The organism is Deltaproteobacteria bacterium (assembly GCA_009692615.1).
Classification (GTDB): domain Bacteria; phylum Desulfobacterota; class Binatia; order UBA9968; family UBA9968; genus DP-20.
In genome coordinates this window covers 37,097-63,336 of sequence record SHYW01000006.1, presented here as the reverse complement: position 1 = coordinate 63,336, position 26,240 = coordinate 37,097, and the positions used below count along the sequence as shown (strand labels likewise).

Below are 26,240 nucleotides of genomic sequence, written 5' to 3'. Positions count from 1 at the left end.
CCACGGTGAGCATCTAAACGGGGTTGATACTTTTTTAATAAGCAAAGTCTCATTCGATGGCGAAGCCGCAAATTCAAGAACCGATTCACGAGTATTCGACGATCTCGCGCGAGGAAATACTTGCGCGCTTGCAGGATCGCGCCTTGGCGCTGGTCAATGTCATGCCGGTGGATTCGTTCAGAGCCGGCCATATTCCCGGTTCCATCAATCTGCCGCTTGCCGACATCGAGCTTAAAGCGCCGCGGCTGCTTTCCAATTTGGCGCTGGAGGTTGCGATTCATTGCGCCGGTCCGACCTGACCGTTGGGCAAGCAAGCCGTGAGCTTGCTCGAAAAAAAGGGTTACACCCACTTGCGTTATTACGTTGGCGGCATGGCGGATTGGACCGAGAGTGGCGCTGAGGTGGAACAGGATGTGCTGCCGGTGTCGACTCCCATCGGCTCGGTCGCGTCACCGTTAGTCTCGCGTCGGCTCTCGTGGTTGGAAGTCGTCGCCAACTTGTCGCTTGAGACTCTCGTCGGTATCTGGCTCGGCATGATCATGGTATTCGGTTTGATTTACTGGCTTGCCGGCATCGGCATGGGCTGGAGACTTCAAGCTGGCAACGTTGCGGTCAAACCGGATCTCAATGGTCTCGGCACGGCGATGTATTTCAGTTTCGTCACGGCGTTGTCGATCGGTTATGGCGATGTGATTCCCACCGGCGCGCTGCGCATCTTCGCGATCGTCGAAGGCGCCGCAGGCTTGCTGATTTTCGGCTGCGTCATTTCCAAATTGGTTTCCCGCCGCCAAGAGGAGCTGACCGAGCAGATTCACCGCACGACTTTCGAAGACCGCTTGAACCGCGTGCGTACCAATTTACATTTGGTCTTCTCCGATCTCGGCGTGGTGCAGCAACTACAAGCCGAGCAGGGCGTGTTACCGGATTTGGTTTTGCGTCGCTTGGAAAGCACCGTGCGAATGTTTCGCGGCGAGTTACAGGCGGTGCACGATCTGCTCTATCGTTGCCAGGTGATGCCGGATGAAGAGATGATGGAGTCGCTGCTCTCCAATCTGATCATTTGCTTGCAGGCGTTGGTTGAAGTGGGCGCGGCCTTGCCTGACACGCGCTCGGCCATGCTCGATTCCGCTCTGCGCTCGATCAGCCAGCTGGCCAACGAAATCTGCGGCGAGTGCGTGCCGCGCCAATATGCGCCGGGGTTGAAAGAGACCATGGATCAGATTCAAGAACTGGCGCGGCGCATTGGATGATTGCGCGCAAAGGCGTAACGGAAACGGGGAGGGCGCAGCATGCTGCGCCCCTACATGAGGACGGCGAAATAGAATTCGTTCGCTAAAAATTACAGCGGCCTTCATTTTCCAACTCGGGGACTAACGTCGCATCGGTTAGCTCCGTCGCGTTCAAGTTTCGGCTGCTCGGAAACATGGCCGAGGTCATCTGAATCGCCAGCTCGATGCCTTCCGGTTTCAAATGCGGCCGCGCGGGAATCACGTCGGCGGTGTAGAGCCGGTAGAGATATTCAATGCCGGCGGCGTCCATGTTTCGGCCCGTCTTTGCGACGAATTCTAGTGCTTTGGCTTTTTCTTTGCGCGTGAGCGCGATGCCTTCGCAAATCGCGCTCATGAATCTTTTCGCATCGTCCCGGCGATTTTTTAACAGTGTGGCGGAGATCGCGTAGTCGGCGCCGCCGCCGGCGTATATTTTGAGCTGCTTGTGGTCGGTGAGGCGGTTGAGCTTTTTGATCTCGCCGGTTTTTTCCAGATCGTACATTGTCTCCGCGGTAATCATCATTCCCGCCACCGTACCACCGAGCAGAGCTTTCACCCGGTCGGTGTTTCTGCCTTCGTCGAAGGGAATCAGCGTCACGTCTTTGCCGGCATCGATGCCGAGCTTGCGCAGCGCCAGACGTGTGAGCTGATCCGGCGTGCTGCCGGGCTCGCCGGTGCCGATCTTTTTACCTTTGAGATCGGCGGCGCTCTTGATCGTTGAGTCGGCGAAAAATGCTGAGTAATTATAACCGGTGTTGCCGACCAGCAACATTGTCGGGCCGCCGGATGCGTTGTTCTGGGCGACGTGGTTGGCGCTAACGACGGCGATGTCGGCAGCGCCGTTTTTCAGCGCGGCTAACAGTTTTTCGTTGGAGCCGGGATTGGTCCAGGTTATTTTTAAGCCATTGCGTTCGAAGATTCCGGCGTCGCGCGCCATGTACATGGGTAGCTTGCTGATGTTCCAAGGCGGGTAAAAGATTACGCGGAGGGTTGCGGATTGGGCTGCGGCGTTTTTGTTGAATAATGAAATTGCCGCGAGTGTGATCAGAATTGCCGCGGTGGCTTTGAACACCCCTACCCTTACCCTCCCCCGTCTTAGGGGGAGGGTGTGAGAAAGGAGGGGGACGGCTACAACAGTTGAACTGGAAAAATCCGTCATTGAGTGATCCTACGGTTAGTATGTAACGATAAAATACGCCGGCGCGGAGCGCGACGCGGAGTCGCCTTGGCCGACTACCGTTATCGGATAGGTGCCGATCTTTTTGGTCAGTTGCGCTGGCACGATGGCTTCGAGTTCGCTCGCGCTGACAAAGCGGGTTTCGATCTCTTTGCCGTTGAACATTACCTTGTGAAATTTGTCGAAGCCGCGCCGAGCCGTGACTTTGACGGTGCCGCCTGCGCCTTGGGTGAGCGCGCGCGGGGTAACGTCAATTTCCTGCGGCGTGGAACGCCACGCGCGGATGGCGGGAATCGGATTCTTATAGTTAGCGTGGAACTCGCGGTCGACGATCTTGCCGCCGAGTATCACCTGCTTGACGTTTTGCACGGCCCAGATGTCTTTCAGCGGGTCGCCGTCGATGACGATAATGTCGGCGACTTTGCCGGCTTCGACGGTGCCGTAGTCTTTATCTTTGCGAAAGGCTTTGGCGACGTTGATCGTGCCGGCTTGGAGCGCCTGCATGGGCGTCAAGCCGGCTTCGACGAACATGACCATTTCCTGGTGCACGCCGAGGCCGGGCAAGCCATTGTTCGGATCGGAGCCGGCGCGAATCAAGCCGCCGGCTTTGACATAGCGGCGCATCAAGTCTTCGAGTTTCTTGTAGCCTTCCTGCGCCCGCGCCAGACGCTCCGGCGCGAACTTGGCGTAGCGTTCATATTGGCCGAGCGCTTGTTCGCGCAGGACGCGCGGCAGGTAGCCGGCATTTTTGTGATCGAGGATCGACAGCTCGCGCTCTTTGAAGCGCGCCACGCTGGGCGACAGCGGGCGGTACCAAGTGGCGATGGTCGGGCTCCAGGAAATATTTTTATCGACCGCGGCTTTGACAACCTTGTCGAAATTTTCCGTCTCATAAAAATAAGAAAGATCGGCGGTGTTGATCTTGCCGGTCATGCGCTGCTCATGCACTTCCCAGCGTTTCTTCAAATCGCCGATGGTGGTCATACCCATGCCCCAGTGGTGTTCGACGCCGGCGAAATTATTTTCCGCGGCGAGAAATACATCGAGGCAGTGGCAAGTGATCGGCATGCCCAAGCGGTTCGCCTCTTCAGCGCCGGCTTTGATGACTTCGGGCGCGACATATTCATTGAATTTGATTATCTCGATGCCGGCGGCTTTTTTCTTGCGCACGACTTCACGCGCTTCTTCGGGCGTTTTCACTAAATAACCGCGCTCGCCGCGCAGCGCCCAGGCGGGCGGCGGGCCGACTAAACGGCCGCCGGTGGACCAGATGCGCGGGCCGCGAATCTTACCAAGATTGGTGCCGTTCTTTTGCGCCAGGGTCCACTCGTCATCGTTCTGAGTGATATCGGGGCAGGATGTGATGCCCAGGTGGAGATAGATTTCGCCGATGAAGTCGAGCAGATGGCAATGGCCGTCGATAAATCCCGGCAAAATTGTTTTGCCTTTGGCGTCGATGATCTTCGCGCCGCGTGGAATCGCGATCTCGCCGCGCTTGCCGACGGCTTTGATCCGTTCGCCTTCGACGACAATGATCGCGTCCCGAATCGGCTCGCGCCCGGTGGCGTCGATCAGCGTGCCGCCTTGAATCACCAACGGTGTAATTATTTGCGCTAGACTTGGCGCAGCTAACAGGGCGCTCAACACGAGCACCAGGGCGACGGCCAGCAATCGGTTACGATTAGAATCTTTCATCAAGGGGTCTCCAAGCTTGAATCATTTATTGTTCTACAGAATCTAAGAATATCTCTCGCAAAGGCGCCAATCTCGCAAAGTTCGGAAAATGAAAAACATTTGAAAAAGAATTATTCTTCTCATCCGAACTTTGCGTCTTTGCGCCTTTGCGAGAGAATCTTCCGAATCATTGTTTATAAAGCGCGTCGACAAAGCCGCTCTTTTCCAGTTGTTCGGCGAGCGAGCTGTCGACGAACTGTTCGACTTTGGGCAGCGGTTTCTTGCCCGAGAACTGGTTCTCGATCAAATATTGCACTCCGCTCAGCGACGGGCGCGGACTTTTCTGCAGTGTCGGCGCGTAGTCTTGCCAGGTGCCTTCTAAAATTTCCTCGTCGGTGATCTTGCCGTATTTGGCCAAGACTTTTTTGCTGAATTCCTTATCGGCCCGATAGCGCTGTATGCCGCGGGTGAAGGCGCGGAGAAAACGCAGCGCCGTGTCGCGATGCTGGGTCAGAAAAGCGCGCGTCGTGATCACCGTGCCGTTGATATCCTCGACGCCGAGGTCGCCGAAGTTGACCAGCTCGCGCATGCCGACTTTGATGGCTTTGGGATAAAGGGGATAGCTCAGCGCCGCCACTTGGACGATGCCGTTCATCAACGCCGCGAACGCTTCCGGTTGGGCGCCGAAGGTCAGCATCGCTACGTCCTTGTTCGGTTCGAGATTGAATTTTTTCAGCGCGATGCGAACCATCTGATCCGAGGTGGAACCGAAGGTGGTGATGCCGGCTTTTTTGCCTTTCAAGTCGGCGGGTTGCTTGATCTCCGGGCGGGCGATTAGTCGAAAGGGCGAGACCGTGCCGGTGGAGCCGATGATCACCACGTCGCTGCCGGCCGCCGTCGCCGCCAATGCCGCGGAAGCGCCGGCCTGAATGATCGGCGCGCTGCCGCCCAGCAAAGCGGCAACCATGCGCGTGCTGCCGCCGACGCGAATCATTTCGACATCCAATCCTTCCGCGTTGAAATAGCCCGCTTCTTTGGCGATCCACGCGGTCGCCCAGCTGCCGGCGAAGCTCGGGTAGAGCAAGCGCAGGGACGTTTGCGGTGTGGCGCTAAACGCCGCGCGTGTCAGCAAGCCGACAATCAGGAATAGCGTCATCGGCGCGATTTTTCTGCGGAGCATGAATCCTCCAAGAGCCGTCACTATCTAGCGTTGGCTTCTTTTACCAGCGCATTGTAGACAATGTGAGTCGGATTTATTCAACGCGAAGATACCTCAAAGACGATGGCGAATAAAAGCGCAGGCGCAGAAATCGATTACCCGACGGGCGCGTCATTCGCACGCCAGGTCGGGCCGGTGTTCTTTCTCACGGCGATCTTTCTGCTCAATTTCATCTCGCGGGTGATTCTGTCGCCGCTCTTGCCGACGATCGAAAATGAGTTGGCGATCGGTCACGGCCAAGCGGGCTTTTTTTTCTTCCTGATCTCCGCAGGCTATCTTTCCGGTTTGCTCGGTTCGGGATTTCTCTCGTCGCGTACGAGTCATCGGCAAACGGTTGTCATTTCCGGCACCGGCGTCGGTCTGGCGCTGTTTCTGCTTTCGGCGTCGAGCAGTTTGTCGGTCATGCGTTTGGGATTGTATGCCTTGGGGTTGGCCGCGGGGCTGTACATGCCGTCGGCCATCGCGACGATCACCGCGCTGGTCGACCAGCGCCACTGGGGCAAAGCGATCGCGATTCATGAGCTGGCGCCCAATCTAGCATTTTTCACCGGTCCGTTTGTCGCTGAACTATTTCTTCGCCATTCGACATGGCGCGCGGCGTTGGCGGTGTTGGGCTGCGCCTCCGTGCTGATCACGGTCGCTTATCATCGCTACGGACAGGGCGGCCGCTTCTCCGGCGAATCGCCGGCGTCCAACGCCTTCGCCGCGCTCGTGCGCACGCCGGCGTTTTGGATCATGTTGATACTCTTCGGCATGGGCGTGAGTTCGACGGTGGGGATCTATGCCATGCTGCCGCTGTATCTCGTCAACGACCGTCATTTGGACGCGAGTTGGGCGAACACGCTGACAGCGTTGTCGCGCTCCTACGGGCCGCTGTTCGGCATGCTCGGTGGCTGGACTTCTGACCGCCTCGGCCCCAAGCTCACCATGGTGGTGAGTTTGATCGTCACCGGTCTTTTGACGTTGCTACTCGGTTTGGTCGCGGACTCTTGGATGAGCGCCGCGGTGATCGTTCAACCGGCGCTGGCTGTTTGGTTTTTCCCAGCCGGATTTGCCGCGCTGGCGGTTTTGGCGCCGCCTCAGGCGCGCAATCTCGCCGTCGGCTTCACGATTCCTTTTGGCTATCTGATCGGTGGCGGCGCGATCCCGACGTTTATCGGCATGATGGGCGATGCCAAACTGTTCGCTTTGGGATTCACCCTTACCGGTCTGTTAATTACTGCTGCTGGCGTACTTGCGATGTCGCTCAAGTTGCCGGCGTCGGCCAAAGGCGGCCATTAGTTTTCGGTTGTAAGCGGCACATTGGCTGTTCTATAAATTGTTTTACCATGAAGCTCGATGAGTTCGCCGCAAAGATTCGCGGCAACGATCGGATCGTAGTTTTTACCGGCGCGTGTATCAGTACGGAATCCGGCATCCCGGACTTCCGCAGCCCCGGTGGAATTTGGACGCGCTATCGGCCGGTGACGTTTCAAGAATACCTGACGAGCGAAGCCGCGCGCATCGAAGCCTGGAAGCGGCGGCTCGACGGCTGGGAGCAATACAAAAACGCCAAGCCCAACGTCGGTCACTACTTCGTGCAGTCGCTGAGCGTGAAAGAAAAGCTCGTCGGTCTGATCACGCAGAATGTCGACGGTTTGCACAGCATCGCCGGCGTGCCGGACGGTAAGATCGTCGAGTTACATGGTTCGAACCGGAAGATCGTTTGCTTGAACTGCGCCAGGGAGTTCGAGCCCGAGCCGATCATCAATCGACTGGTCGGCGATTTTTCCTCGCCGAAGTGTGACAGCTGTGATGGCATTCTTAAATCGGCGACGGTTTCTTTTGGCCAGGCGATGCCCGAGCAGGCGATGCGCGTGGCGCAGGAGTGGACCGAGCAAGCGGAGATTTTCATCGTCATGGGCTCGTCGCTGCAAGTGCAGCCGGCGGCGTCATTCCCGGTGGTGGCGAAACGCAACGGCGCGCTGTTGGCGATCATCAATCGGGAAGAAGGGCCGTTGGACGACATGGCCGACTTCGTTCATAACGGCGCCATCGGCGAGTTCTGCGGCAAGTTCGGCGAGATGATCGCCGATGGCTGAGTCGGATTCGGAAAATTAGCTGCAAAGAACGCAAAGGACGCAAAGAGGAACCCAGTTTGCAGGGGCGTATGGCATACGCCCTCTTTTGCGCGGAGACGTAACCGACATCTTCACCACGAAGGACACGAAGCTCGGAGTTCTGATCATCCAAACCCTTCGTGCCTTCGTGGTGAAAAGTTCCGTGATCTAGTTGTGCTCAAGAAGGAGACTTTATGGCTGACTGGAAGATGATCGATGCTGACGGGCATATCCGCGAGGTCGAGAGCGATGTCTACGAATATCTACCGGACTATTACAAGGCGCGGCGCGAGGCGGTGATGTATTTCCCGCTGCTGCCGCATCATGGCTGGCACCGCCAGGCGGGGCGCGAGGGGATCGGCGCGTCGTTCTTGATTCCCTCGCTGCAAGACTGGCAACAGGCTTTGGATATCGGCCAGCTCGAAGCGGCGGTGATTTATCCGACGCGCTGGATGCATATCGGCCAGGTCGGCATGGCCGATTTCGCTGTCGATTTGAGCAAGGCCTACAACGATTATCTTTACGATCGTTTTCTGCGCCACGAGCCGCGCATGAAAGGCATGGCGATTTTGCCGATGCAAGACGTTCCCGCCGCCGTTGCCGAGCTGCGCCGCGTCGTCAAAGATCTCGGCATGGTCGGCGCGGTGCTGCCGGCGGACGGTTTGCCACGGCCGCTGGGTCATCCGGAGTTTCATCCGGTCTACGAAGAGGCCAATCGGCTGGGCTGCATGCTGGCGGTGCATTCGCAGAATTCCTTGCGCAACAACGATCTGTTCATGTACCGCGGCGAGGCGGCGACCTTGGCCCATGTCTGGCCGCAGATGCGCCAGTTCACCAACTTCATGTTCTCAGGAATTCTCGGCCGGCTGCCGGATTTAAAAATTGCTTTCTTAGAAGCCGGCTGCGGCTGGGTTCCCTATCTGATGAGCAAGATGGGCAACCGCATGGGCGAAGCATTGCCACCGGCAAAACTGATCGAGCGCGGACAAATATATTTTCAGTGCGGCGAAGAGATGACGACCGGGCGCGATTTAGAGTTGCTCGGCGATGAGTGTCTGTTCTGGGCGTCGGATTTTCCCCACGAAGGTATCGTCAGCATGAAAAAAGCCGTGCAGGAGTTTCTCGACCGCGACGATATTTCGGACGCGTCGAAGCGGAAAATTAGTTACGACAATCCGAAGAAGCTGTATGGGATTTAGAATCTCTGGCGTGCCGGGTTACGGAAACCGCCGGGGTACAGCATGCCGCACCCCGGCAAACATTTTTCGATTATCCCGCGTTTAAATCCGCTTGGACTTTCTGTCGGGTATCTTTGCGCGTGACGTAATCGATGATCTGAATATTTTCCGAAGGCCCGGAGCGGTTGCCCATCATGATCATCGGTTTGTCGTTGCAATTTTCCAATTGATAGAACGAGCCGCCGGTGATGGTCGCGGCCATGCCGGGTTTGAGCACGGCTGTGCCGCCGTCGGGGAAGCGCATGGTGCATTCGCCGTCGATGACATAAAACGTCTGGTCGGCGTTGTGGCAATGCATGTCGTCTTTATGTCCGGGTTTGTAATAGTGCATCCAGGCGTGGAAGCGCGGCGTGTTGAAAATCTCTTTGCGCTTTTTTTCCTGGTGGGCGAAATCGACCATGTCGATGACTTCGATGGGCATTGGGGTGTCCTCCTGATTATTTACAGTTTGAAATTTGTTCGGTTTGCGGAAACCCGCCCCTACGTTCGGATTTATTTTTGCGTTCTTTGTGGCCATTCTTTTTTCTAGAGCACCGCGGTGATTTCGATTTGAAATAAATTCTTGCCGCGCAGCTCGACTTTGAGGGCGTGGCGGGCGGGGCGGTCGTGGGCGTCGGGAAACATTTTCTCCCAAGGGCCGTTGACGTTGTCGCGATACTTCTCGTCTTTCAAATAGACTTTCATGTAGGCGATGTTGTCGACGCTGCCGCCGACGGTTTCCATGAACAGACGCAGATTGCGGAACATCGCTTCGGCCTGTTTGTCGGGATTATCCGAGAGCACTCCAGTCTTGGCGTCTTTGCCGCCGATGGCCGAGGAAAAAACCATATTGCCGATGACTACGCCATTGGGAATCGGCGCGCCATGTTCCATGCCGGGGACGTGAATGCTTTTGCGTTTTGCCATAGCGAAATCTCCTTGATTCGTATCGTTGCCCTTCTCATAGCACGGCGCCGCAAGCTGGTCCAGTTCGCTGGCGCCGGGGGAAAATCGGTGCTATGGGAAGGACCAACCTATAACCCCAACGAAGGAGTCGCCCATGGAAGCGGTTGCCCAAAGTGAAACTGGCCGGACGTTGAACGAGCTGGAAGCGTATTTCAAAAAATATTCGGACATGCCGCGCGAAGTCGTGCTCAAACACGATCTCTTGCGCGATGGCCATTGGTTCACCGATGCGGCGTTGGAGTTGGCGTCGGACGCGTTGGTGAAATCCTACCGGCTGTTTTCCTACGATCTGATGCCGATGAAAGACATGAAGCGCAAGGAGCATCGCAAGATCACCGAGTGGTTCACGATGCGCGGCGGGCAATACGGGCTCAGGCCGGTGACGGTGCAGACGACTTTGAATTCGGATTCGCCTTACGTGATCGACGCGGTCGATGGCAAGCCGAAGTTGTTTCTGCAAGGAAAAGAGCTGTGCGACGTAGCGTTTCCGCCGCCGCTGAAATATTACACGCGCAAGTTCGAAGACGGCACGGCATATCACGAGATCATCGCCTATGGTTACTTCGTTACGGCGTTTCGCAATTGCCAATACTGGGGACCGGATGAGGAATGCCGCTTTTGCGATATCAATATCAATGCCCGGCAGATGAAAGATTCGAAAGACTTCACCTTCAATCCGCCGGTGAAGCCGATGGACTACATGGTCGAAGTGGCGCGTTCCATCGAACAGGACGCGACTGACGAAGTCGGCTTCACGCCGCTGATCGATTACCTGATCACCGGCGGGACGATTACTAAAACATTGCACGGCAAAGACGAGGACACTTTTTATTGCGAATACGCCGAGGCGCTCAAGTGGAGCGGCCACCGTCGTCATGTTTATTTACAAACCAACGCCAAAGACAAAGACGCGCTCAAACGTTTCCGCGCCGCCGGCGTCGACGGCCACCACGCTAATATGGAAGTGTGGGACCGCAAATTATTCGAATGGATCAATCCCGGCAAGAACCGGAGGATCGGTTGGGACAACTGGGTGCAAGGGATGGTCGATGCGGTGGACGTCTTCGGCGAAACCAACGTGCGGCCGAACTTCGTTAGCGGCGTCGAGATGGCGCGTCCCTACGGGTTTGACAACGTTAAGGACGCGGTGAAATCGACCAGTTCGGGATTCGATTTCATGATGAAGCGGGGAATCTTTCCGCGTCTCAACCAATGGCGCCGGGAGCCTGGTTCCAATCTCGTATCGAGTCATGCGCAGCCGATGATCCCGTTGGAATTCTACTTGGAGTTGATGGCCAACTATTACGCGACGTGGAAAAAATACAGTCTGCCGATCGCGCCCCACAACAGCGTCCACCCCGAGACCCGCATCATGGGCCGCGGCCACGGCACCTACGACGACATTATTCTGCTTAATGAAGTTGTCGACTACGAAGCGCGAGTCGACGACGCGCTGAAAAATGGCTTGAAGGCTTGCGTGCACGGCCATACGAATGCGTGAGGATTCTATCTTTTTATTGGATTCTTCCGGGACTACTGTAAAGATGTTTTCACCACGAAGGACACGAAGAGCACGAAGTTCGGAGTCATAATTATCCGAAACCTTCGTGACCTTCGTGCTCTTCGTGGTGCACAAAATAGAGTGAACGTGGCACACTATCCTCACAAAAGCCTGAAGAACCTATTATTGCTTGGCTTCTTGTTCGGTATCTTGCCCGCGCGGGGGAGTGCCGCCGAGTTGCCGGTGGTGCGCTTGGCGCACGCCGCTTTCAACGAAAAAGTCGAAGCGTTGTGGTTGGGCGTCGAGCAAGGTTTGTTTCGCAAACAGGGAGTCGACGTTCAACTGGTCTACATTCGCACCGGGCCGCAGACCATCGCCGCGTTGGTTAGCGGCGAGATTCAGATGATCTACAGCATTCCCGCCGTGGTGTTGAGCGCGGCCGCGAGCGGCATGGACCTGGCGATGTTCGGCGGCATCGTCAACAAAGCTGAAGGCGATATTGTCGTCGCGCCGGCGATTCGTTCGCCGGAAGATCTGAAAGGCAAACGCATCGGCGTGCAGAGCATCGGCGGCGGTATTTGGTCCCAGACCATGCTGGCGCTGGAACATTTCGGCTTGGAACCGACCCGCGACAAGATCAACGTGATGGTGATAGGCGGCGACCAGTCGGTGATCGCCCAGGCGCTGGCCAACGGCATTATCGATGCGGCTTATCTCGGCTACACTTTCAGCACTGGACTCAAGGCCAAAGGCTTTCGCGTGATTCTCGATCTCGGCAAAGCGACGATTCCTTATCAAGGGTTGGCGCTGATCGGCCGCAATTCGGATTTAAAGCAAAACCCGGCGGTGGCCGACGCGGTCCTGCGCGGCGTGCTCGATGCGGTGGCGTTCGTGCAGACGCCGGCGCGCAAAGATACGGTGGTCAGATCGCTGATGAAAAATTTGCGCCTCTCGGACATGCGCGAAGCGGAAAGCGGTTACAACGCGCTTCAGTGGCTCTACAACTTGGACGTCACTCCGGAGATAACCGGGATCAGAAACATGCAGCGGCTATTGGCGACGACCAACCCCAAGGTTAAAACGGTTCGAACCGAAGATGTCGTGAACGAAGACTCGGTGCGCCGGGTCAAGCAGAGCGCTTTTTACCGCGAGCTGGTCGAGCGCGCGAAGAGATAGTCGATGGTTATGACTGTAAGGTCAATATTATTTCTGTTGCTGCTGTTCGTGGCAACAACTTTATCACCGGCAACTTCGCCAGCCGCGGACAAACTGCGCATCGGCTATGGCGCGCCGTCGGTGACCATGGCGCCGCTGTGGATCGCCCAAGAAGGTAAAGTTTTCGCGCGCAACGGTTTAGATATCGAGGTGCTTTATTTGGAGAGCGCGCTGGTGCAGCGGGCGTTGATCGCCGGGGAGATTTCATTCGGCGAGATGACCGGTGCATTACTTTCGGCGCCGCGTTTGCAGGGCGCGGATGTCACCATGGTCTTGGGCTTCGTCGACCGTTTGCTGTTTCGCCTGGTGGTGCGCGCCGATATCAAAAGCGCCGCCGATCTCAAAGGCAAACGGTTCGGCACATCGCGTTTCGGCGCCGCCCTCGATCGCGCCGCGCGCTTGGCGCTGCCCAAGCTCGGCATCCATCCCGACAAAGACGTGATCTTCGTGCAGATCGGCAGCGAAGCGACTTTGCTGACGGCGCTGCTCGGCAAGTCGGTGGATGCGACCTTGTTGCAGCCGCCGCGTTACAATAAGGCGGTCGAGGCCGGCATGAATGTGCTGGCTAATTTAGAAGAAATGAAGATCCCATTCCAACATACAGGTTTGGTGACGACGCAGCGGTTTATCGCTAAGAATCCGGATATTTCACGACGGGTGGTAAAGTCGTTCGTCGACGCCATTCATCTGATGCGGAGCAATCCTGACCTCGCCAAGAAGGCGATCAACCGTCATATGCGGCTCAACGACGAGCGCGAGTTGGAAGAGAGCTATCAGCTGCTCAAGCGCGTCGCGTTGATCAAGCCGTATCCTTCGTTAGAAGGCATTAAAACTATTCTCAACGATTTGATCGACCAGCTTCCGGCGGCTAAAACCGCCGATCCTAAAGACTTTGTCGACACGCGATTTCTCGAAGAACTCGACAAATCGGGTTACATCGATCGCTTGTATCGCTGAGGTCTCAGGTGAAATCATGATCGGCAGCGGCACGCTTACAAAAACACTAGCCAGCTATTTCGCCACCGTCAACTATAACGCTCTCGACGGCGATTCGTTGCGCGTAACCAAGGAGCATATTCTTTACACGCTCGGCACGGTGCTCGCGGGTTCGAGCGCGCCGGGCGCTCAAGAAGTGCTGGCTGGCGTGCGCGCATTCGGCGCGGGGCAGGAGAGTTCGGTGTTGCCGCGCGGCGAGAAGTTGCCCGCGCCATCGGCCGCGCTGGTTAATGCCGCGATGGCGCACAGCCGAGAGTTGGACATCAACGACGACCGCATCGCCTATAAGTCGAGTGTCGCCGCGGTTCCCGCCGCGCTGGCACTCGCGGAAAAAATCGGCGGCGTCAGCGGCAAAGATTTTATCGCCGCGGTTTGTGTCGGCGTCGATTTCGGCATTCGCGTTGGCTTGGCGACCAATCCTAAGCCGGTGCACGCTCAGGCCATCGCGCTTGGTCCGCTCGCCGCCGCGGTGACTTGCGGCAAGATTCTCGGTCTCGATGAAGCCGCTATGGCGAATGCGTTGGGCATCGCCTACTGCCGCGTTTCATTCACCGGGAACAGCACGGTTTCGCCATCACTGACCAAGCGGTTGGGCATCGGTTTCGCAGCGCAAAGCGGTGTGCTGGCGGCATTGCTCGCTTCGGCTGGTTTCCCCGGCGCCGGCGAACTGTTTCAGGGCAAAGGCGGCTATTACAATTTCTTCTTCAATCAAGACGGCGATTACGAGTTAATCTTAGATCAACTGGGCAAGCGCTTCGAGATCGTCGAAGTTGGACCGAAGCCGTATCCCTCTTGCCGCTACACCCATCCGGCGGTGACCGGCGTGTTGAGTTTACTCGGCAAACATTCGCTGGGCTGCGCTGACATTGCGGAAGTGCGCGTGCAGATCGGCGCGCGCGATATGCGCTCGGTGGGCGGCTGGACCGATGCAGATAAAAAGAATAAGTATCGCCCCGAAGGGATCGTCGACGCGCAGTTCAGTATTCCTTACACGGTGGCGGCGACGCTGGTGCATGGCCGGCTCTCGTTGGCGGAATTCACCGACGACAAATTGCGCAGCGAAGAAATTTTGAATGTCGCCAGCCGGGTGAAAACGATTCTCAACCCCGAGCTCGACAACTGGCCGCTGGACGTCAAGCCGCAGCTATTGGAAATCGTCACCCACGATGGCAGGTCGTACCGCGAGCGCATCGATTATCCCAAGGGCAATCCGAAAAATCCCGTGACTTCCGCTGAATTGGTCGAAAGCTTTCGCTCCATGGCGAGCTATTCCGTGCAACCCTTGGCCCCGGCGCAAGTTGACGATGCCATCGATTTTATTTTGCACTTAGAAAACGCTCGCGATGTGTCGGCCGTTGCAAAACTCCTGACTGCATAGCCGTTACAGCTTTAGCCGGCGCGACAATTCCTCATCGACATGCCACATGGCCTTGCAGTCGTCCTCGTTGTAGATCAGCGCGCGGTCGATGGCGAACAGATCGGCGTTGTCGAGATAGTCCCAGTAACAAACCATCGATTGATAGGCGCCGAACTCTTTTTGGCGCCAGTGAAAGCCGAGGGCCGGGGCGACGGATTTGATCGAGAAGCTTGGCACCGGCAAGTAGACGGCCGACTGAATCGCGCTTTTCAAATCGACGCATTTGTCGATTATTTGTTCGATCATGCCGGCGAGCAGCGGCCAGCGGCGCACAACAGCGCGCATTTGGTGAATCTCAAAATCGGTCCAATGATAAAGACAAACCTCGCGCGGGTCGCCGATGTAATCGAAGAATTCGCCGAATATCCGCTCTTCGTCTTCGGCGCCGCGGGCGAGAAATTTTACAAATTGATTACCGCCGGCATCATAACATCCAATTAGATAAGTATGCGGCGGCTCGCTCGGATGAACCGAGTCGGAAGTTTCAAAATCGAAATAGAGCCGGCGTTTGGCGCGGGGAATATTGAGCCGCTTGCCCGGCATCACAACCGGCGCGTCGAGCTTGTAAGCTTGGCCGACGTGATAGGCGCTCTCGCCGTGGCGCGCGCCGATGATTTCGACAATTTCTTCTAGGCGTAGATTCCACAGCCAATCAACTCTCTGGATGCCCGCCTGGCGCAATTTTTCGCGTTCGCGTTTCTGGATGCCCGCCAGCAACAGTAAATCTTTCTCGTCCAGCAGCCGTTGGTTGGCGTAGAGCCGCCATGGCGAGCTGGCGGCGTTGGGCGGCCGTTTGGCTTCGGGGACGACGCTGCCTTCGCGCAGCGAGCGCCAGAGTTGGCGCGCCGCGTCGATCTCCATTTCTTTGCCATCGTAGGCAACCGTTTCGCTGCTGTCTTTGAGCACGATGATCATTTGCGGCGGACAATAACCTTGCAGCAGGGCGAGGTTTTGATTGTAAAAGCTTGCTTGCAAGATGTGAGAAATTTGCAGCGCCGCCGATCTTTTGATTTCCACCACGCGATAATGAAATGGACCGAGATCGGACGGCGCCGAGTGGTCGCGGATCAACAGATCGCCTTTGCCGTAGCTGTCGCGGCGCAAATCCCACAGCTGCGGCTGGTAAATCGTCGCGGCGCCGTCGAGCATAGCGCGCAAGGTATTTTTCAGCGCCGCGAAGCCGAAGCCTGGTTTGATTTCGACGGCGTCGGGAAAGTTCGTCTCGACCCAGCGCGCTTCGTAATCGAGGCCTTGCTGCATTCTGAGCTTTTCGTAGCGCGTGGTTTCATCGACCGCGGCGTCTTTGGGCGCATGATGCTCGCACCAGAGCCAAAAGGGATCTTTCACGAGGTAATAGCTCAACGACGGGCGGAAGAGATCGTGGCGATTGAATTTCTTACCAGCGGTGGCGCGCTGGATCAGTGCTTCTAGTGTGATCGGCTGCTTGGTCATATTCGATGGTCATCGTCGGCCAATGACTCGAACAGTGACAAGATCGCCATGAAAATGAAAGCGCCGCTGGCACGGCAAGAATGCAGTCACTGCAAAACCACACAGGGCGCGTTCAACAGTCGGGTGACAAAACGCCTCGGGACTATTTTTACGCGGAGCAGCGCTGGCTTAGTTGGCGGCGGCGAGCCGAGCGCTATCTTTTCTGATGTAGCCGGGCGGCCGACCATATTTGGAATGGATCTCCAACCAGCCGTTCTTACCGCTCACCACGCTGACTTTAGTGCCTGGCTCGACTTCCCCCATGGCTTGAGAGAGTTCGCTGGGCGCGGTGTAGACGCGGCTTGAGTGGGTGACTTCATAGGTGCCGGATATGTTGGCCTCGATGCGCGCGGTTTGGATTGGCTTTACCGGCGCGACTTTTCGCTCGGCGTTGGGCGGCGTGGCCTGCGACTCGCTGGCGGCGGGTTCATCGATTTTTTTAGCTTCGACGGTGTCCACGGCGACGACGGGCGGCGCTTCCACTTTGAGTTGCCGATGTTCCGGTAAGGCACTGGCGGTGACGCTGGCCGGCGCGGTGGTGCCGCTGTTGTTCATGTGCCATAACCCGGCTGCTAATGTGCCGCCGGCGGCTACCATGATGACCGCGGGAAATAGACCGAACAAGCGGCGCGGTTTTTTGTCGCTGTTCGCCGCGGCGATCACTTGTTCAGATGTGGCGATCGCGGCGTCCTCGGTGAAGTTGCGCTCGTTGGTCGTTGTCTGAAGCTCGGCCAATGGCGCGGCACGAAATTCATTGAAGCCCGCCACCGGTGATGTGCTGACTTCCGGTTTGGCGACGACTTTCGACAATTCCGCCAAAGCTTGCTGATATTCGCGCTGCTGTTCTTCCAGCAACGCTTGTTTGGCGAGCAATTTGTCGAAAGGTTCGCGTAGCGCGGTGAGCCTACGGCTATCATCCTCGGCGCTCTTGGCGCGCGCTTCCCAAGTCGCTAGCTCTTCATCGAAACTTTGCCGCTCAGCGCGCAGCGACTGTAGGAACCGTTCCGACTCCGCCAAGCGCTGGGTCAAGGTTTCGAACTCGTTGGCGTTGATTGTTGCCACCGCCAGTTCCTTTTCTAACTCGGCGATTCTTGCTTCCAGGCTATGTTTCTCTTCTCGGTGGTTCATCTCGATGGCGTCGACGTTCTCAAGCTTGTGCTCGAGGTTCTCGACATCGCGGATCTTCGCCCGCTGGTCGGCCAGTTGCTGCTGCAAGTCGGCGACTTCATTTTCGAGCTGTCGTTGGCGCTCATCCGCGCTGGCACTATTGGCCGCTTGTGGCACCGCATGATGCTGCGCGCTATTGGTTTCGAAGCGTTTTTGCAAATCGTCGAGTTCGTTCTTGAGCTTCTCGTTGGTCGATTGCAGCCATTGGGCGTTGGTTTGAGCGATCTCGACATTGCGCAGCGCCATCGTCAGCTCTTCATCGCTGGATTTGCCCGACTCCGAATGGCTTGCCGCCGCGGCGAGGTTTCGTTCGAGTTCCTGGTTGCGCGCACGCAGCTCAACGAGTTCGGTGCGATTGCCGCTACTGCTGGCTGGCGATTCGGCCGCTGTCATGGGCGTGCCGCCTTCCAATTTGGCGAGCACGGTGTCGAGCTCTTGGCGTTTTTTCTTGAGCTCCTTTTCGGAAGCGACTAGAAAGACCCCCAACATTGCGATGGCGGCCCCGGCGATCATTACGATCCAGATAAATAGGCTTTCCATATCCGACTCCTTAAATAACCAATTACATGGGCTGAGATGTTTTAACTTCGCTAGAATTGTGCCAAGTGAAAAAACCCTTCCGTTTACGCCCTGGAATACCGAGTTGTGACAGCCGGCAACACCGATCGATAGAGCAATCGTGATCACCTCGAACCGCGACTTTGGACAAAATCGTGAGTCGAGGTAAAAGTTGTAATTTGCCGTCCTCGCAACTCGCTATGGGAATGTTTTGATTCACGGCAAATTACCATGAAATTTCCTTGGTACCTAGAGATCGTCGCGGACTTGGAGTATGCCAATTGAAACTCAAATCGTTTGATGACTCAGATGACGACGCCAGCGCAACTTGATCTCACACCGCTTTCACGCGCCGAAGAACGGGCGATGCTTACGGTTACTTGTTTGGCGGCGTTTCTCTTTTTCAACAGCTTCGGCAGCATCGCAGTGGCGCTTCCGGCGATGCAAAAACAGTTCGGCAACAGCTTGTCGGAAATTCAATGGATCACCTTGATGGGCGTGGTGACGATTTCCAGTTTGTCGTTTTGTTTCGGTCGTGCCGGCGCCATCCTCGGTCAGCGTCGGCTCTACAAGATCGGCGTGGCACTCTACGCCGTCGGCGCCGGCTTGGGCGCGCTGGCGAATTCTTTTTCCCGGCTACTGATCGCCAGAGCGGTGATGGCGGTGGGACTGGCGATGGCGCTGCCGATGTCAACGGCGTTGCTTGCCGGTAGTTTCGCCGCCGAGCGGCGCGGCCAAGTGCTCGGTACCTTCGCCTCGGCCATCGCCGTGGGCCGCATGACCGGACCGACCGTCGGTGGCTTTCTCTTGCAGCTCGGCGACTGGACCTGGATCTTCTGGATGAACTTCATCGTCGGTTTCGCCGTGACCGGGGCGGTAATAAAAATTTTTCGCGGTAGCGGCGAGCGGCGGCCGGAGAAATTCGACCTCTGGGGGTCTCTGACGTTGCTAGTCGGCTATCCGTCGTTATTGATCGGTTTGAGCTTCGGCGCTAGGCTCGGTTGGAATTCGCCCTGGGTGCTCGCTTGGTTTGTCGTCGCTGCCGTCGGCCTGGCGAGCTTTGTCTTGATCGAGTTGCGCGCCGAGAAACCCTTGATAGATGTCGCGATCTTTCGCAACCTGAACCTTTCCGCGGCCATCGTCGCGCTGATTCTCTGTCACATGATCTACAATCCGATCGCCTTGGCCTCGCCGCTTTACCTGCAAAATGTTCTTGGTGCCAGCGCCGTCGGCGCCGGTTTCCTGTTGGCGATCTTACCGCTGTCGACGGCGTTGGCGTCGCCGTTGAGCGGCCGCATGGCCGATCGCTTCGATTCTTCGTCAGTGGCTGCGGTCGGCATCGCGTTGATCGTCGCCGGGATTGCTTGCTACGCGGCCTTGGGCGTCGATTCCCATTTCGCCGTGGTCGGCGCGGTGCTCGGCCTGCTCGGCGCGGGCATCGGCTGCTTCACGCCGGCGAATCAGAAATCGGCCTTCGCCGCGGTGGAGCAAAATGATTACGGCGTGTTGGCGGCGATGCTGAGTTCTTTCGGTACCGCGGCTGGGACCATCGGCACGACCATCGTCGTGGCGCTGATGGAAATCGACGGCGGGCCTAAGCTCTGGTCTTCTCAGGCGGTGTTCGCTGGGGCACAGCGTTTTTCATTTGCGTGGTTGGTGCCGATTGGGCTAGTAGCCATAGTGATTTCTTGGCGGGCGCGCTCGCGCGCCGGTAAAAATAATTGAGCGAAGAGGAGCAAACATGGTTGTCGATTTTCAGCATCACTATATTCCGATCGAATTGGCGAAAAAACGCGGCCTCTATTCCGAGACCGGCAATACCTTGCTTCAGGAAGGCGGTCTGCCGGCGACCACCATGCATCGGCGGCTCTACGATTTGGATTTGCAGCTGCAAGACATGGCCGAGGCGGGAGTCGATATGTCAGTCTTGTCTTGTCTGCTCGGCTGGTCGGCGCCGCTCGACGAATGCCGCTTCATCAACGACGATCTTGCCGCGATTGAGAAAAAATATCCGCGTCGCTTCGTCGGCTTGGCCCAGGCGCCGATCTTGGAAGGGCCGCCGGCCATCGCCGAACTGCGCCGGGCGATCGTCGATTTAAATTTACGCGGCGTTACTATCACATCCCAGGTCAACGGCCTTTCTCTCGACGCGCCGGAGCTTTTCCCGCTTTATGAATTGCTTTGCGAACTCGATGTCCCGTTGTTCGTCCATCCGGCGCTGGTGCCCACCGGTTACGAGCATTTGAAAGACTACGATCTGCCGCGGGTGCTCGGCCGTGAAGTGGATTTGACCGTGGCAACCACGCGCTTGATCGCCGGCGGGGTTTTCGACCGCTATCCTGATTTGAAAATCGTCATGGCCCACTTTGGCGGCGGCATCGCCGCGGTGAAAGACCGTTTAGTCGCCAAGGGTTATCGCTTCGGCTCGCTGAAAAAAAACTTCGGAGAATATTACGACATGGTTTTCTTCGACATGGCTGGCTTTGAAGGCGGCGTTACCGCGCTCAACTGCGCTCTCGCAGGCATCCGCCCCGAGCGCTTGGTTTTCGCCAGCGATTATCCGCAGGATTTTACCGGCGTGAACACCGACACCGGCAAGGGCATGGCGGCGCTAAAAAATTATGTGGAGACAATTCGAAATCTATCGCTCAGCGAAAGCGCCAAAGCAGATATGCTTGGCGGCACCGCGTTGCGGCTGCTGAAACTTTGATGGCGCTGTTGTCGGGCGGTTACTGAACTTCCGCCGGGCGGGCGAAGCTGGCGTCGATGTAGCCGGGCTTGTTGCCTTTTTTCGATTCGATTCGTAACCAGCCGTGATCGTTTTCGACAACTTCGACGCTGGTGCCCTTGGTCAGGTCGGCGACCACCGGATACTGCAATCCCGGTCTGCTGCGTAACGGCGTGGCGGAAACGGCGTGGCGGAAATGGTCAAATACTTGCCTTCGCCCGTATGCCGCTCGCTGCTAACGATGCCGGCAGCTTCGCGCGCGTCGCCTTGCCAGGCGCGCACGCCAGACATGGCGATGAAGCCAGGCGCGTTGCCTTTCTTGGAGACGATCAACAGCCAGTCGCCGTCGCGGCCGACGACGATGACTTTGGCGTCGCTGGGAATATCCGCTAAAACTCGGAATTGCGGTCCCGGTCCGGCGCGCACTTTGGTGTTTTCAGTGGTGACGAAGTTGCGCGCCTGTTCGTTGAGATCCGGCAGCCCGCGCATGTCGCCAACTTTAGGCTTGGCCTTGCAGGCAACTATGCTCAAAAAGATCGCGCATAGGATCAGCTTTATGAAAATTGATTTTCGCTCGCGGCACATCGATCGCCTCCGAACTATCTTTACTCAACGCGAGTATAACACGCTTTGCCGGAGGTAGGCGGGGATTTCGCCGTCGCTCGGCGAGTCCTTAACGCTACCGAGAGGAGCCCGCGGACTTCAGTGGATTTCTTTCCACACCTTGGCGAGGCTTTCGCCGTAAACGCTTAAATCCCATTCGCAAAAATAACCGAAGGGCGTGCGCCAAACTTGGTAGCCGGTTTCTTGCAGCCGTTGATCTAATGTCGTGATGAAAGTCTCCGCGTATGTGGGTTCGGCGCTGGCGCCGCCAAGATGCGTGAACGAATGAAGCACGATGTTTTTAAGGTCGCGTTTGTTGGCGAGCCATTTGATGTGCTTCAAGCTCTGGCGCAGCACCGAAGCGCTTCTTTCGCTATCGTTGTCGGCGGCTTCGGCGTGGATGAATACTATGACGGCTTCGGCGACTTCCTGGTCGACTTCTTGATCCGCGACTTCAGGCAGCGTCTTTGAGTGGGTTTTCCAGCGAAAGCGCTTGGCTTGGAAGCACAACAGTTTCATCGGTTAAAAGTTGTCGAGAAAGTTTTTCAAGAGCTTCTTGCCTTCTTCGGCGAGAATCGACTCAGGATGAAACTGCACGCCTTCGACGGGAAATTTTTTGTGCCGCACCGCCATGATAACTCCGTCGGCGCTGCGCGCGCTGACGGTTAATTGCGCCGGCAGAGTTTTCGGATCGATCACCAATGAGTGATAGCGCATGGCGGCGAAGGGGTTTTTTACGTCGCGGAAAATGGTCTTGGAGTCGTGGGTTACATTCGACAGCTTGCCGTGCATGATCGACGGCGCGCGCACGATCCGGCCGCCGTAAGCGGCGCCGATGGATTGATGGCCCAAACAGACGCCGAGGATCGGAATGCGTGCGCCGAAGCGCTCGATCGTAGCGCAGGAGATGCCCGCTTCTTTGGGCGTGCAGGGGCCGGGCGAGATGACGATTTTTTCCGGTCGTAGCGCTGCGATTTCGTCTAGGGTGATTTTGTCGTTTAGATAAACTCTAACCTCGGCGCCCAGCTCGCCGAGATAGTGATAGAGGTTGTAGGTGAAGGAGTCGTAATTATCGATGAGCAGGATCATCGCTTACTCCACTGTTCGGCGAGCTCGACGGCTCTGAGCATGGCGCGCGCCTTGTTGAGGGTCTCTTGATACTCCAGCGTGGGATCGGAATCGGCGACGATGCCGGCGCCGGCGTTGATAAAAACCTTTTTGCCTTTCATGACGATGGTGCGAATGACGATGCAGGTGTCGAGATTGCCGTTATAACCGAAATAGCCGATGGCGCCGCCGTAAAGTGCGCGCTTTTGCGGTTCGAGCTCGCTGATGATCTGCATGGCGCGAACTTTCGGCGCGCCGGACAGCGTGCCGGCGGGAAAGGCCGAGACAAATAAGTCGAAAGCGGATTTGCCGGCGGCCAATTTGCCGCGCACGTTGGAGACGATGTGGATGACATGGGAGTAGCGCTCGATGGCCATCAGTTCATTGACCTCGACGCTGCCGATGGCGGCGACCCGGCCGACATCGTTGCGGCCGAGATCGACCAGCATGATATGTTCGGCGCGCTCCTTGGGATCGGCGAGCAAGTCGGCTTCGAGTTCCCGTTCTTCCTCCGCCGTGGCGCCGCGCTTGCGCGTGCCGGCGATGGGACGGAGCTCGATGACATTATCCGTCAGCCGCACCATGGTTTCCGGCGACGAACCGATGATTCTTAACTCTTCCAGCTCGAAGTAGAACATGTAAGGCGACGGGTTGACGTAACGCAGGGCGCGATAAATCTCGAAGGGGTCGCTGTCGGTCTCGGTTTCGAGCCGTTGGCAGAGCACTGCCTGAATGATGTCGCCGGCTTTAATATATTCTTTGGCCCGGCCCACCGCTTTCTTGAAATCGTTCTGGGAAAGATTGGAGCGAAACCTGCGCGTCCCTTTGCCTTGGCTCAAATCGCGCGGTTCGATGCCGCGCGGCTTCTTTTGCAGGCTAGAGATGACTTTGCCGATGCGTTTGACTGAAGCGTCGTAGGCCCGGCGCAAATCGGTTTTCGGCTCGACAAAAACATTGTCGATGACCTTGATGGTGTGCTTCAAGTTGTCGAAGGCGACCAGAGTCTGGACGAACAAGAAAAAAATCTCCGGCATGCCTAGCGGATCTTTTTTGTCGTTCTTGATTTCATGAAACTGCTCAATGGCGTCGTAGGCGACGTAGCCCAGGGCCCCGCCGAAAAACGGCGGCACGCCGGCCACCGCCACCGGCCGGTAGCCTTGCATGAGTTCTTCGAGCACGCGCAGCGGCGCCGGCGATTGGAGTTTTTTTACTTTGCCGTTCTCGATGATCTCAATCTGGTCGCCGCGGGCTTTGAAAATGCGCCGCGGTTGGGTGCCGAGAAACGAATAGCGCGCCCAGCGTTCGCTGCCTTCGACGCTTTCAAGTAAGAATGAGTAGCGGTCCCGTTCGAGGCGCTTGAAAAACGATAGCGGGGTTTCCAAGTCCATCAATAGTTCTTGGTAGACCGGTATCAAGTTGCCTTGCTTGGCCAATTTGCGGAATTCTTGAAAGCTCGGTTGAATCATTTTTTGCAATAACAAAAAGGGCCATAAGTTTTGCACCTATGGCCCTTTCCAATTTTAATTTTATTAGCGCTGGGAATTAGCCATGATGACGACACTGTTCGAATTGCCAGCGCCGCCAACACAAGAATAAGTTGGTATGAACCAATGGAGCGTTCATGTCCGTCATATTGCCGGATACACGGAGAGGCGTCAAGCGACTCGGGCGATTTGACAGTCTGGCGGCAGTTGTCGTATCGTGGGTCCGGTTCGTTGAATTGAGACAAAACTCGTCAGCATCGATTGGAGGTTTCCCATGGCTAATGATCTAGTGATTCGCGGTGGACGCGTGGTCGACGGTTCCGGTCTACCGTCTTACGTCGCCGATGTCGCCGTCAAGGACGGCAGAGTCGTCGAAATCGGTAAAGTGAAAGATGGCGCGGCGAAGACGATCGACGCCGGCGGTTTAGCGGTTTCGCCCGGCTTCATCGATCATCATACCCATCTCGACGCGCAGATGCTTTGGGATCCCTACGGCACCTGCGAGCCGCAGCATGGCGTGACCTCGGTGGTGATGGGTAACTGCGGTTTGTCCTTGGCACCGGTCAGGTCGGGCATCGAAGATGCCATAGTCAAGAGTTTCGTTCGTGTCGAAGCGATTCCGCGCATCGCTCTGGAACAGGGCGTGAAGTGGAACTGGCACAGCTACGGCGAGTATCTCGACAACTTCGAGGGTAAAGTCGGCATCAACGTCGGCGGCTTAGTCGGTCACATTGCCGTGCGCCATCATGCCATGGGTGAAGAAGCCGTCGAAAGAACCGCGACGGGCGGCGAAGTGCAAAAGATGAAGGGCTTGGTGCTCGACGCCATGGAAGGCGGCGCCCTCGGCATGTCGACCAACCGCAACGATCGCCATATGCGCGAAGACGGCAAACCGGTGTCGAGCCGTTTGGCCGACGATGACGAGTTTTTTGCTCTCTGCGACGTGCTCGGCGAGCGCAACGCCGGCGTCATCGAAACCATTCTCGGCCGCAACAAGGTCGAACATTTCGAATGGTATCATGAACTGGCGAAGCGAACGCAGCGGCCGATTCTCTGGCAGAGCTTGCAACATCGTTGGTCCGAACCGAATCTCTGGCGCGAACAGTTGGCAGCCGTCGAGCCGATCTTCAAGGCCGGCTATCAAGCCTACGGCTTGACCCACACGGTGCCGCTGGTGCGCCACTTCACTTTGAAAGACTGCCAGATCTTCGACGAGTTCCCGACCTGGAAAAATTTGATGTTTCTGCCGGTGGAAGTGCGTAAGCAGGCCTTCGCCGATGCCGACACGCGGGTCAAGTTGCAGTACGAGATCGATAACCTGCGCCTGACCAACTATCACAAACGCTGGGACATCCCGAAAGTCGAAAAGGTTTTCAAACCTGAAAACCAAAAATTCCAAGGCAAGACCATCGCCGAGATGGCGGCCATGCGCAATCAAGCGCCGATCGACGCTTTTCTCGATCTCGCGCTTGACGAAAATCTCGAAACGATTTTTTGGAACGCCAACAACGGCGGCGATTGGAACGCCATGGGCGAGATTCTCCGCAGCCCTTACGTATTGATCGGCACTTCCGACGCCGGCGCCCATGTTTTGTTCGGCGCGGATTTCGGCTATGGCACGATTCTTCTCGGATTGTGGGTGCGCGAGCGCCAAGTGATGTCGCTGGAGCAGGCGATTCACAAGCTGACTTTTCATCCGGCGTCGATCTTCGGCCTGCAAGGCCGCGGCTTGCTGCGTCCTGGCTACGCCGCCGATATTACGATCTTCGACCCCAAGACGGTCCATGCCGAAGAGCCGACCTGGGCGAATGATTTTCCCGCCAACACCAAACGCATGGTGCAGAAATCCATCGGCATGCACTACACCATCGTCAACGGCACGGTGATCAACGATCAGGGTCGCATGACCGGCGATCTACCTGGCCAGGTGATGCGCGGGCCGCTCTATCGTCAACATAAGGCGGCGGCGTAAATAATGGGCGTCAGTTATATTCCCCTCGCGCGCATCGGCGAATTGACCGCCGGTGCCATGAAAGCAGTCGACCTCGGCGGACGCCAAGTGGTCTTGGCGTTCGTCGAGGGCAAATATTATTGCTTCTCCCGGCAATGTCCCCATGAAGACGCAGACCTGAAAGAAGCCGGCCAGCTGGTCAATCTCAATCATGGCACGCAGATCCGCTGCAACAACCACAGCTACTGCTTCGATCTGCAATCCGGCGAATGCACGTTGCCCAAGGGCGGCGCGCCGCTAACGGTGTTGCCGATTGAAGAGCGCGGCGAAGAGGTTTGTGTTCGTCTTGAGTGGTAGAACTCTGCCGGCTTCCTTAGAATTCCTCAATCCATTTGGTTTTTT

25 protein-coding genes are annotated in these 26,240 nt (G+C 56.9%); 13 read left to right on the top strand and 12 right to left on the bottom strand.

Annotated features, from left to right (window positions below; all coding sequences use genetic code 11):
* Window positions 1–56 precede the first annotated feature (56 nt).
* Together EXR70_02535 and EXR70_02530 are read left to right on the top strand one after the other, a co-directional pair.
* Window positions 57–299: a rhodanese-like domain-containing protein gene (locus EXR70_02535; GenBank protein ID MSP37357.1), complete on the top strand. Its 243-nt coding sequence runs from the start codon at window positions 57–59 to the stop codon at window positions 297–299.
* Window positions 300–533: 234 nt separating this feature from the next.
* Window positions 534–1,250 carry a two pore domain potassium channel family protein gene (locus tag EXR70_02530; protein ID MSP37356.1) on the top strand — a complete coding sequence of 239 codons (717 nt, stop codon included), beginning with the start codon at window positions 534–536 and terminating at the stop codon, window positions 1,248–1,250.
* Window positions 1,251–1,332: 82 nt separating this feature from the next.
* Here the strand turns inward: EXR70_02530 and EXR70_02525 are convergent, their stop codons facing one another.
* The 3 genes from EXR70_02525 to EXR70_02515 all read right to left on the bottom strand — a co-directional run bounded on the left by EXR70_02525 (window position 1,333) and on the right by EXR70_02515 (window position 5,299).
* Complete coding sequence (locus tag EXR70_02525; GenBank protein ID MSP37355.1) at window positions 1,333–2,427, bottom strand: ABC transporter substrate-binding protein; 1,095 nt, start codon at window positions 2,425–2,427, stop codon at window positions 1,333–1,335.
* A gap of 15 nt (window positions 2,428–2,442) precedes the next feature.
* Window positions 2,443–4,140 carry a hypothetical protein gene (locus EXR70_02520; GenBank protein ID MSP37354.1) on the bottom strand — a complete coding sequence of 566 codons (1,698 nt, stop codon included), beginning with the start codon at window positions 4,138–4,140 and terminating at the stop codon, window positions 2,443–2,445.
* 166 nt (window positions 4,141–4,306) lie between these two features.
* Entirely contained in the window at window positions 4,307–5,299 is a 993-nt protein-coding gene (locus tag EXR70_02515; GenBank protein ID MSP37353.1) for an ABC transporter substrate-binding protein, read from the bottom strand.
* 102 nt (window positions 5,300–5,401) lie between these two features.
* Here EXR70_02515 and EXR70_02510 point away from each other — a divergent pair, with 102 nt between their 5' ends.
* The 3 genes from EXR70_02510 to EXR70_02500 all read left to right on the top strand — a co-directional run bounded on the left by EXR70_02510 (window position 5,402) and on the right by EXR70_02500 (window position 8,636).
* The gene (locus EXR70_02510; protein MSP37352.1) at window positions 5,402–6,619 is read left to right on the top strand and encodes an MFS transporter; all 1,218 of its coding nucleotides are present in this window, start codon (window positions 5,402–5,404) and stop codon (window positions 6,617–6,619) included.
* A gap of 47 nt (window positions 6,620–6,666) precedes the next feature.
* On the top strand, window positions 6,667–7,419 hold the full coding sequence (locus tag EXR70_02505) for an NAD-dependent deacetylase (GenBank protein ID MSP37351.1): 753 nt from the start codon (window positions 6,667–6,669) through the stop codon (window positions 7,417–7,419).
* Between the two features lie 212 nt (window positions 7,420–7,631).
* The gene (locus EXR70_02500; GenBank protein ID MSP37350.1) at window positions 7,632–8,636 is read left to right on the top strand and encodes an amidohydrolase; all 1,005 of its coding nucleotides are present in this window, start codon (window positions 7,632–7,634) and stop codon (window positions 8,634–8,636) included.
* A gap of 70 nt (window positions 8,637–8,706) precedes the next feature.
* Here the strand turns inward: EXR70_02500 and EXR70_02495 are convergent, their stop codons facing one another.
* A complete protein-coding gene (locus tag EXR70_02495; GenBank protein MSP37349.1) occupies window positions 8,707–9,192 on the bottom strand; it encodes a cupin domain-containing protein in 486 nt (161 codons plus the stop codon).
* An 8-nt stretch (window positions 9,193–9,200) separates the two neighbouring features.
* Complete coding sequence (locus EXR70_02490; protein ID MSP37348.1) at window positions 9,201–9,581, bottom strand: RidA family protein; 381 nt, start codon at window positions 9,579–9,581, stop codon at window positions 9,201–9,203.
* A gap of 133 nt (window positions 9,582–9,714) precedes the next feature.
* Here EXR70_02490 and EXR70_02485 point away from each other — a divergent pair, with 133 nt between their 5' ends.
* From EXR70_02485 to EXR70_02470, 4 genes are read left to right on the top strand one after another with little or no spacing between them, the layout of a single operon-like run.
* A complete protein-coding gene (locus EXR70_02485; protein ID MSP37347.1) occupies window positions 9,715–11,121 on the top strand; it encodes a radical SAM protein in 1,407 nt (468 codons plus the stop codon).
* A 15-nt stretch (window positions 11,122–11,136) separates the two neighbouring features.
* Window positions 11,137–12,297: an ABC transporter substrate-binding protein gene (locus EXR70_02480; protein ID MSP37346.1), complete on the top strand. Its 1,161-nt coding sequence runs from the start codon at window positions 11,137–11,139 to the stop codon at window positions 12,295–12,297.
* Between the two features lie 3 nt (window positions 12,298–12,300).
* The gene (locus EXR70_02475) at window positions 12,301–13,293 is read left to right on the top strand and encodes an ABC transporter substrate-binding protein (GenBank protein MSP37345.1); all 993 of its coding nucleotides are present in this window, start codon (window positions 12,301–12,303) and stop codon (window positions 13,291–13,293) included.
* Window positions 13,294–13,309: 16 nt separating this feature from the next.
* Window positions 13,310–14,710, top strand: coding sequence for an MmgE/PrpD family protein (locus tag EXR70_02470; protein MSP37344.1), 1,401 nt, complete (start codon window positions 13,310–13,312; stop codon window positions 14,708–14,710).
* Between the two features lie 3 nt (window positions 14,711–14,713).
* Here the strand turns inward: EXR70_02470 and EXR70_02465 are convergent, their stop codons facing one another.
* A complete protein-coding gene (locus EXR70_02465) occupies window positions 14,714–16,201 on the bottom strand; it encodes a TM0106 family RecB-like putative nuclease (GenBank protein ID MSP37343.1) in 1,488 nt (495 codons plus the stop codon).
* 168 nt (window positions 16,202–16,369) lie between these two features.
* A complete protein-coding gene (locus EXR70_02460; GenBank protein ID MSP37342.1) occupies window positions 16,370–17,947 on the bottom strand; it encodes a hypothetical protein in 1,578 nt (525 codons plus the stop codon).
* A 318-nt stretch (window positions 17,948–18,265) separates the two neighbouring features.
* Between EXR70_02460 and EXR70_02455 the strand changes: the two genes are divergently transcribed.
* Together EXR70_02455 and EXR70_02450 are read left to right on the top strand one after the other, a co-directional pair.
* Window positions 18,266–19,690 carry an MFS transporter gene (locus tag EXR70_02455; GenBank protein ID MSP37341.1) on the top strand — a complete coding sequence of 475 codons (1,425 nt, stop codon included), beginning with the start codon at window positions 18,266–18,268 and terminating at the stop codon, window positions 19,688–19,690.
* Between the two features lie 16 nt (window positions 19,691–19,706).
* Complete coding sequence (locus tag EXR70_02450) at window positions 19,707–20,675, top strand: hypothetical protein (protein MSP37340.1); 969 nt, start codon at window positions 19,707–19,709, stop codon at window positions 20,673–20,675.
* A 19-nt stretch (window positions 20,676–20,694) separates the two neighbouring features.
* On the opposite strand, the gene EXR70_02445 is transcribed toward EXR70_02450, so the two are convergent.
* From EXR70_02445 to trpE, 5 genes are all read right to left on the bottom strand, one after another.
* The gene (locus tag EXR70_02445; protein MSP37339.1) at window positions 20,695–20,844 is read right to left on the bottom strand and encodes a hypothetical protein; all 150 of its coding nucleotides are present in this window, start codon (window positions 20,842–20,844) and stop codon (window positions 20,695–20,697) included.
* A complete protein-coding gene (locus EXR70_02440; protein MSP37338.1) occupies window positions 20,817–21,278 on the bottom strand; it encodes a hypothetical protein in 462 nt (153 codons plus the stop codon). The genes EXR70_02445 and EXR70_02440 overlap by 28 nt, the downstream gene beginning before the upstream one ends.
* 117 nt (window positions 21,279–21,395) lie before the next feature.
* A complete protein-coding gene (locus EXR70_02435) occupies window positions 21,396–21,815 on the bottom strand; it encodes a hypothetical protein (protein MSP37337.1) in 420 nt (139 codons plus the stop codon).
* A 3-nt stretch (window positions 21,816–21,818) separates the two neighbouring features.
* On the bottom strand, window positions 21,819–22,385 hold the full coding sequence (locus tag EXR70_02430; protein MSP37336.1) for an aminodeoxychorismate/anthranilate synthase component II: 567 nt from the start codon (window positions 22,383–22,385) through the stop codon (window positions 21,819–21,821).
* Window positions 22,382–23,869, bottom strand: coding sequence for an anthranilate synthase component I (trpE, locus tag EXR70_02425; protein MSP37335.1), 1,488 nt, complete (start codon window positions 23,867–23,869; stop codon window positions 22,382–22,384). The genes EXR70_02430 and trpE overlap by 4 nt, the downstream gene beginning before the upstream one ends.
* Before the next feature lie 292 nt (window positions 23,870–24,161).
* Here trpE and EXR70_02420 point away from each other — a divergent pair, with 292 nt between their 5' ends.
* Both EXR70_02420 and EXR70_02415 read left to right on the top strand, forming a co-directional pair.
* Entirely contained in the window at window positions 24,162–25,859 is a 1,698-nt protein-coding gene (locus EXR70_02420) for a hypothetical protein (GenBank protein MSP37334.1), read from the top strand.
* Window positions 25,860–25,862: 3 nt separating this feature from the next.
* Complete coding sequence (locus EXR70_02415; protein ID MSP37333.1) at window positions 25,863–26,195, top strand: hypothetical protein; 333 nt, start codon at window positions 25,863–25,865, stop codon at window positions 26,193–26,195.
* Window positions 26,196–26,240: the final 45 nt, after the last annotated feature.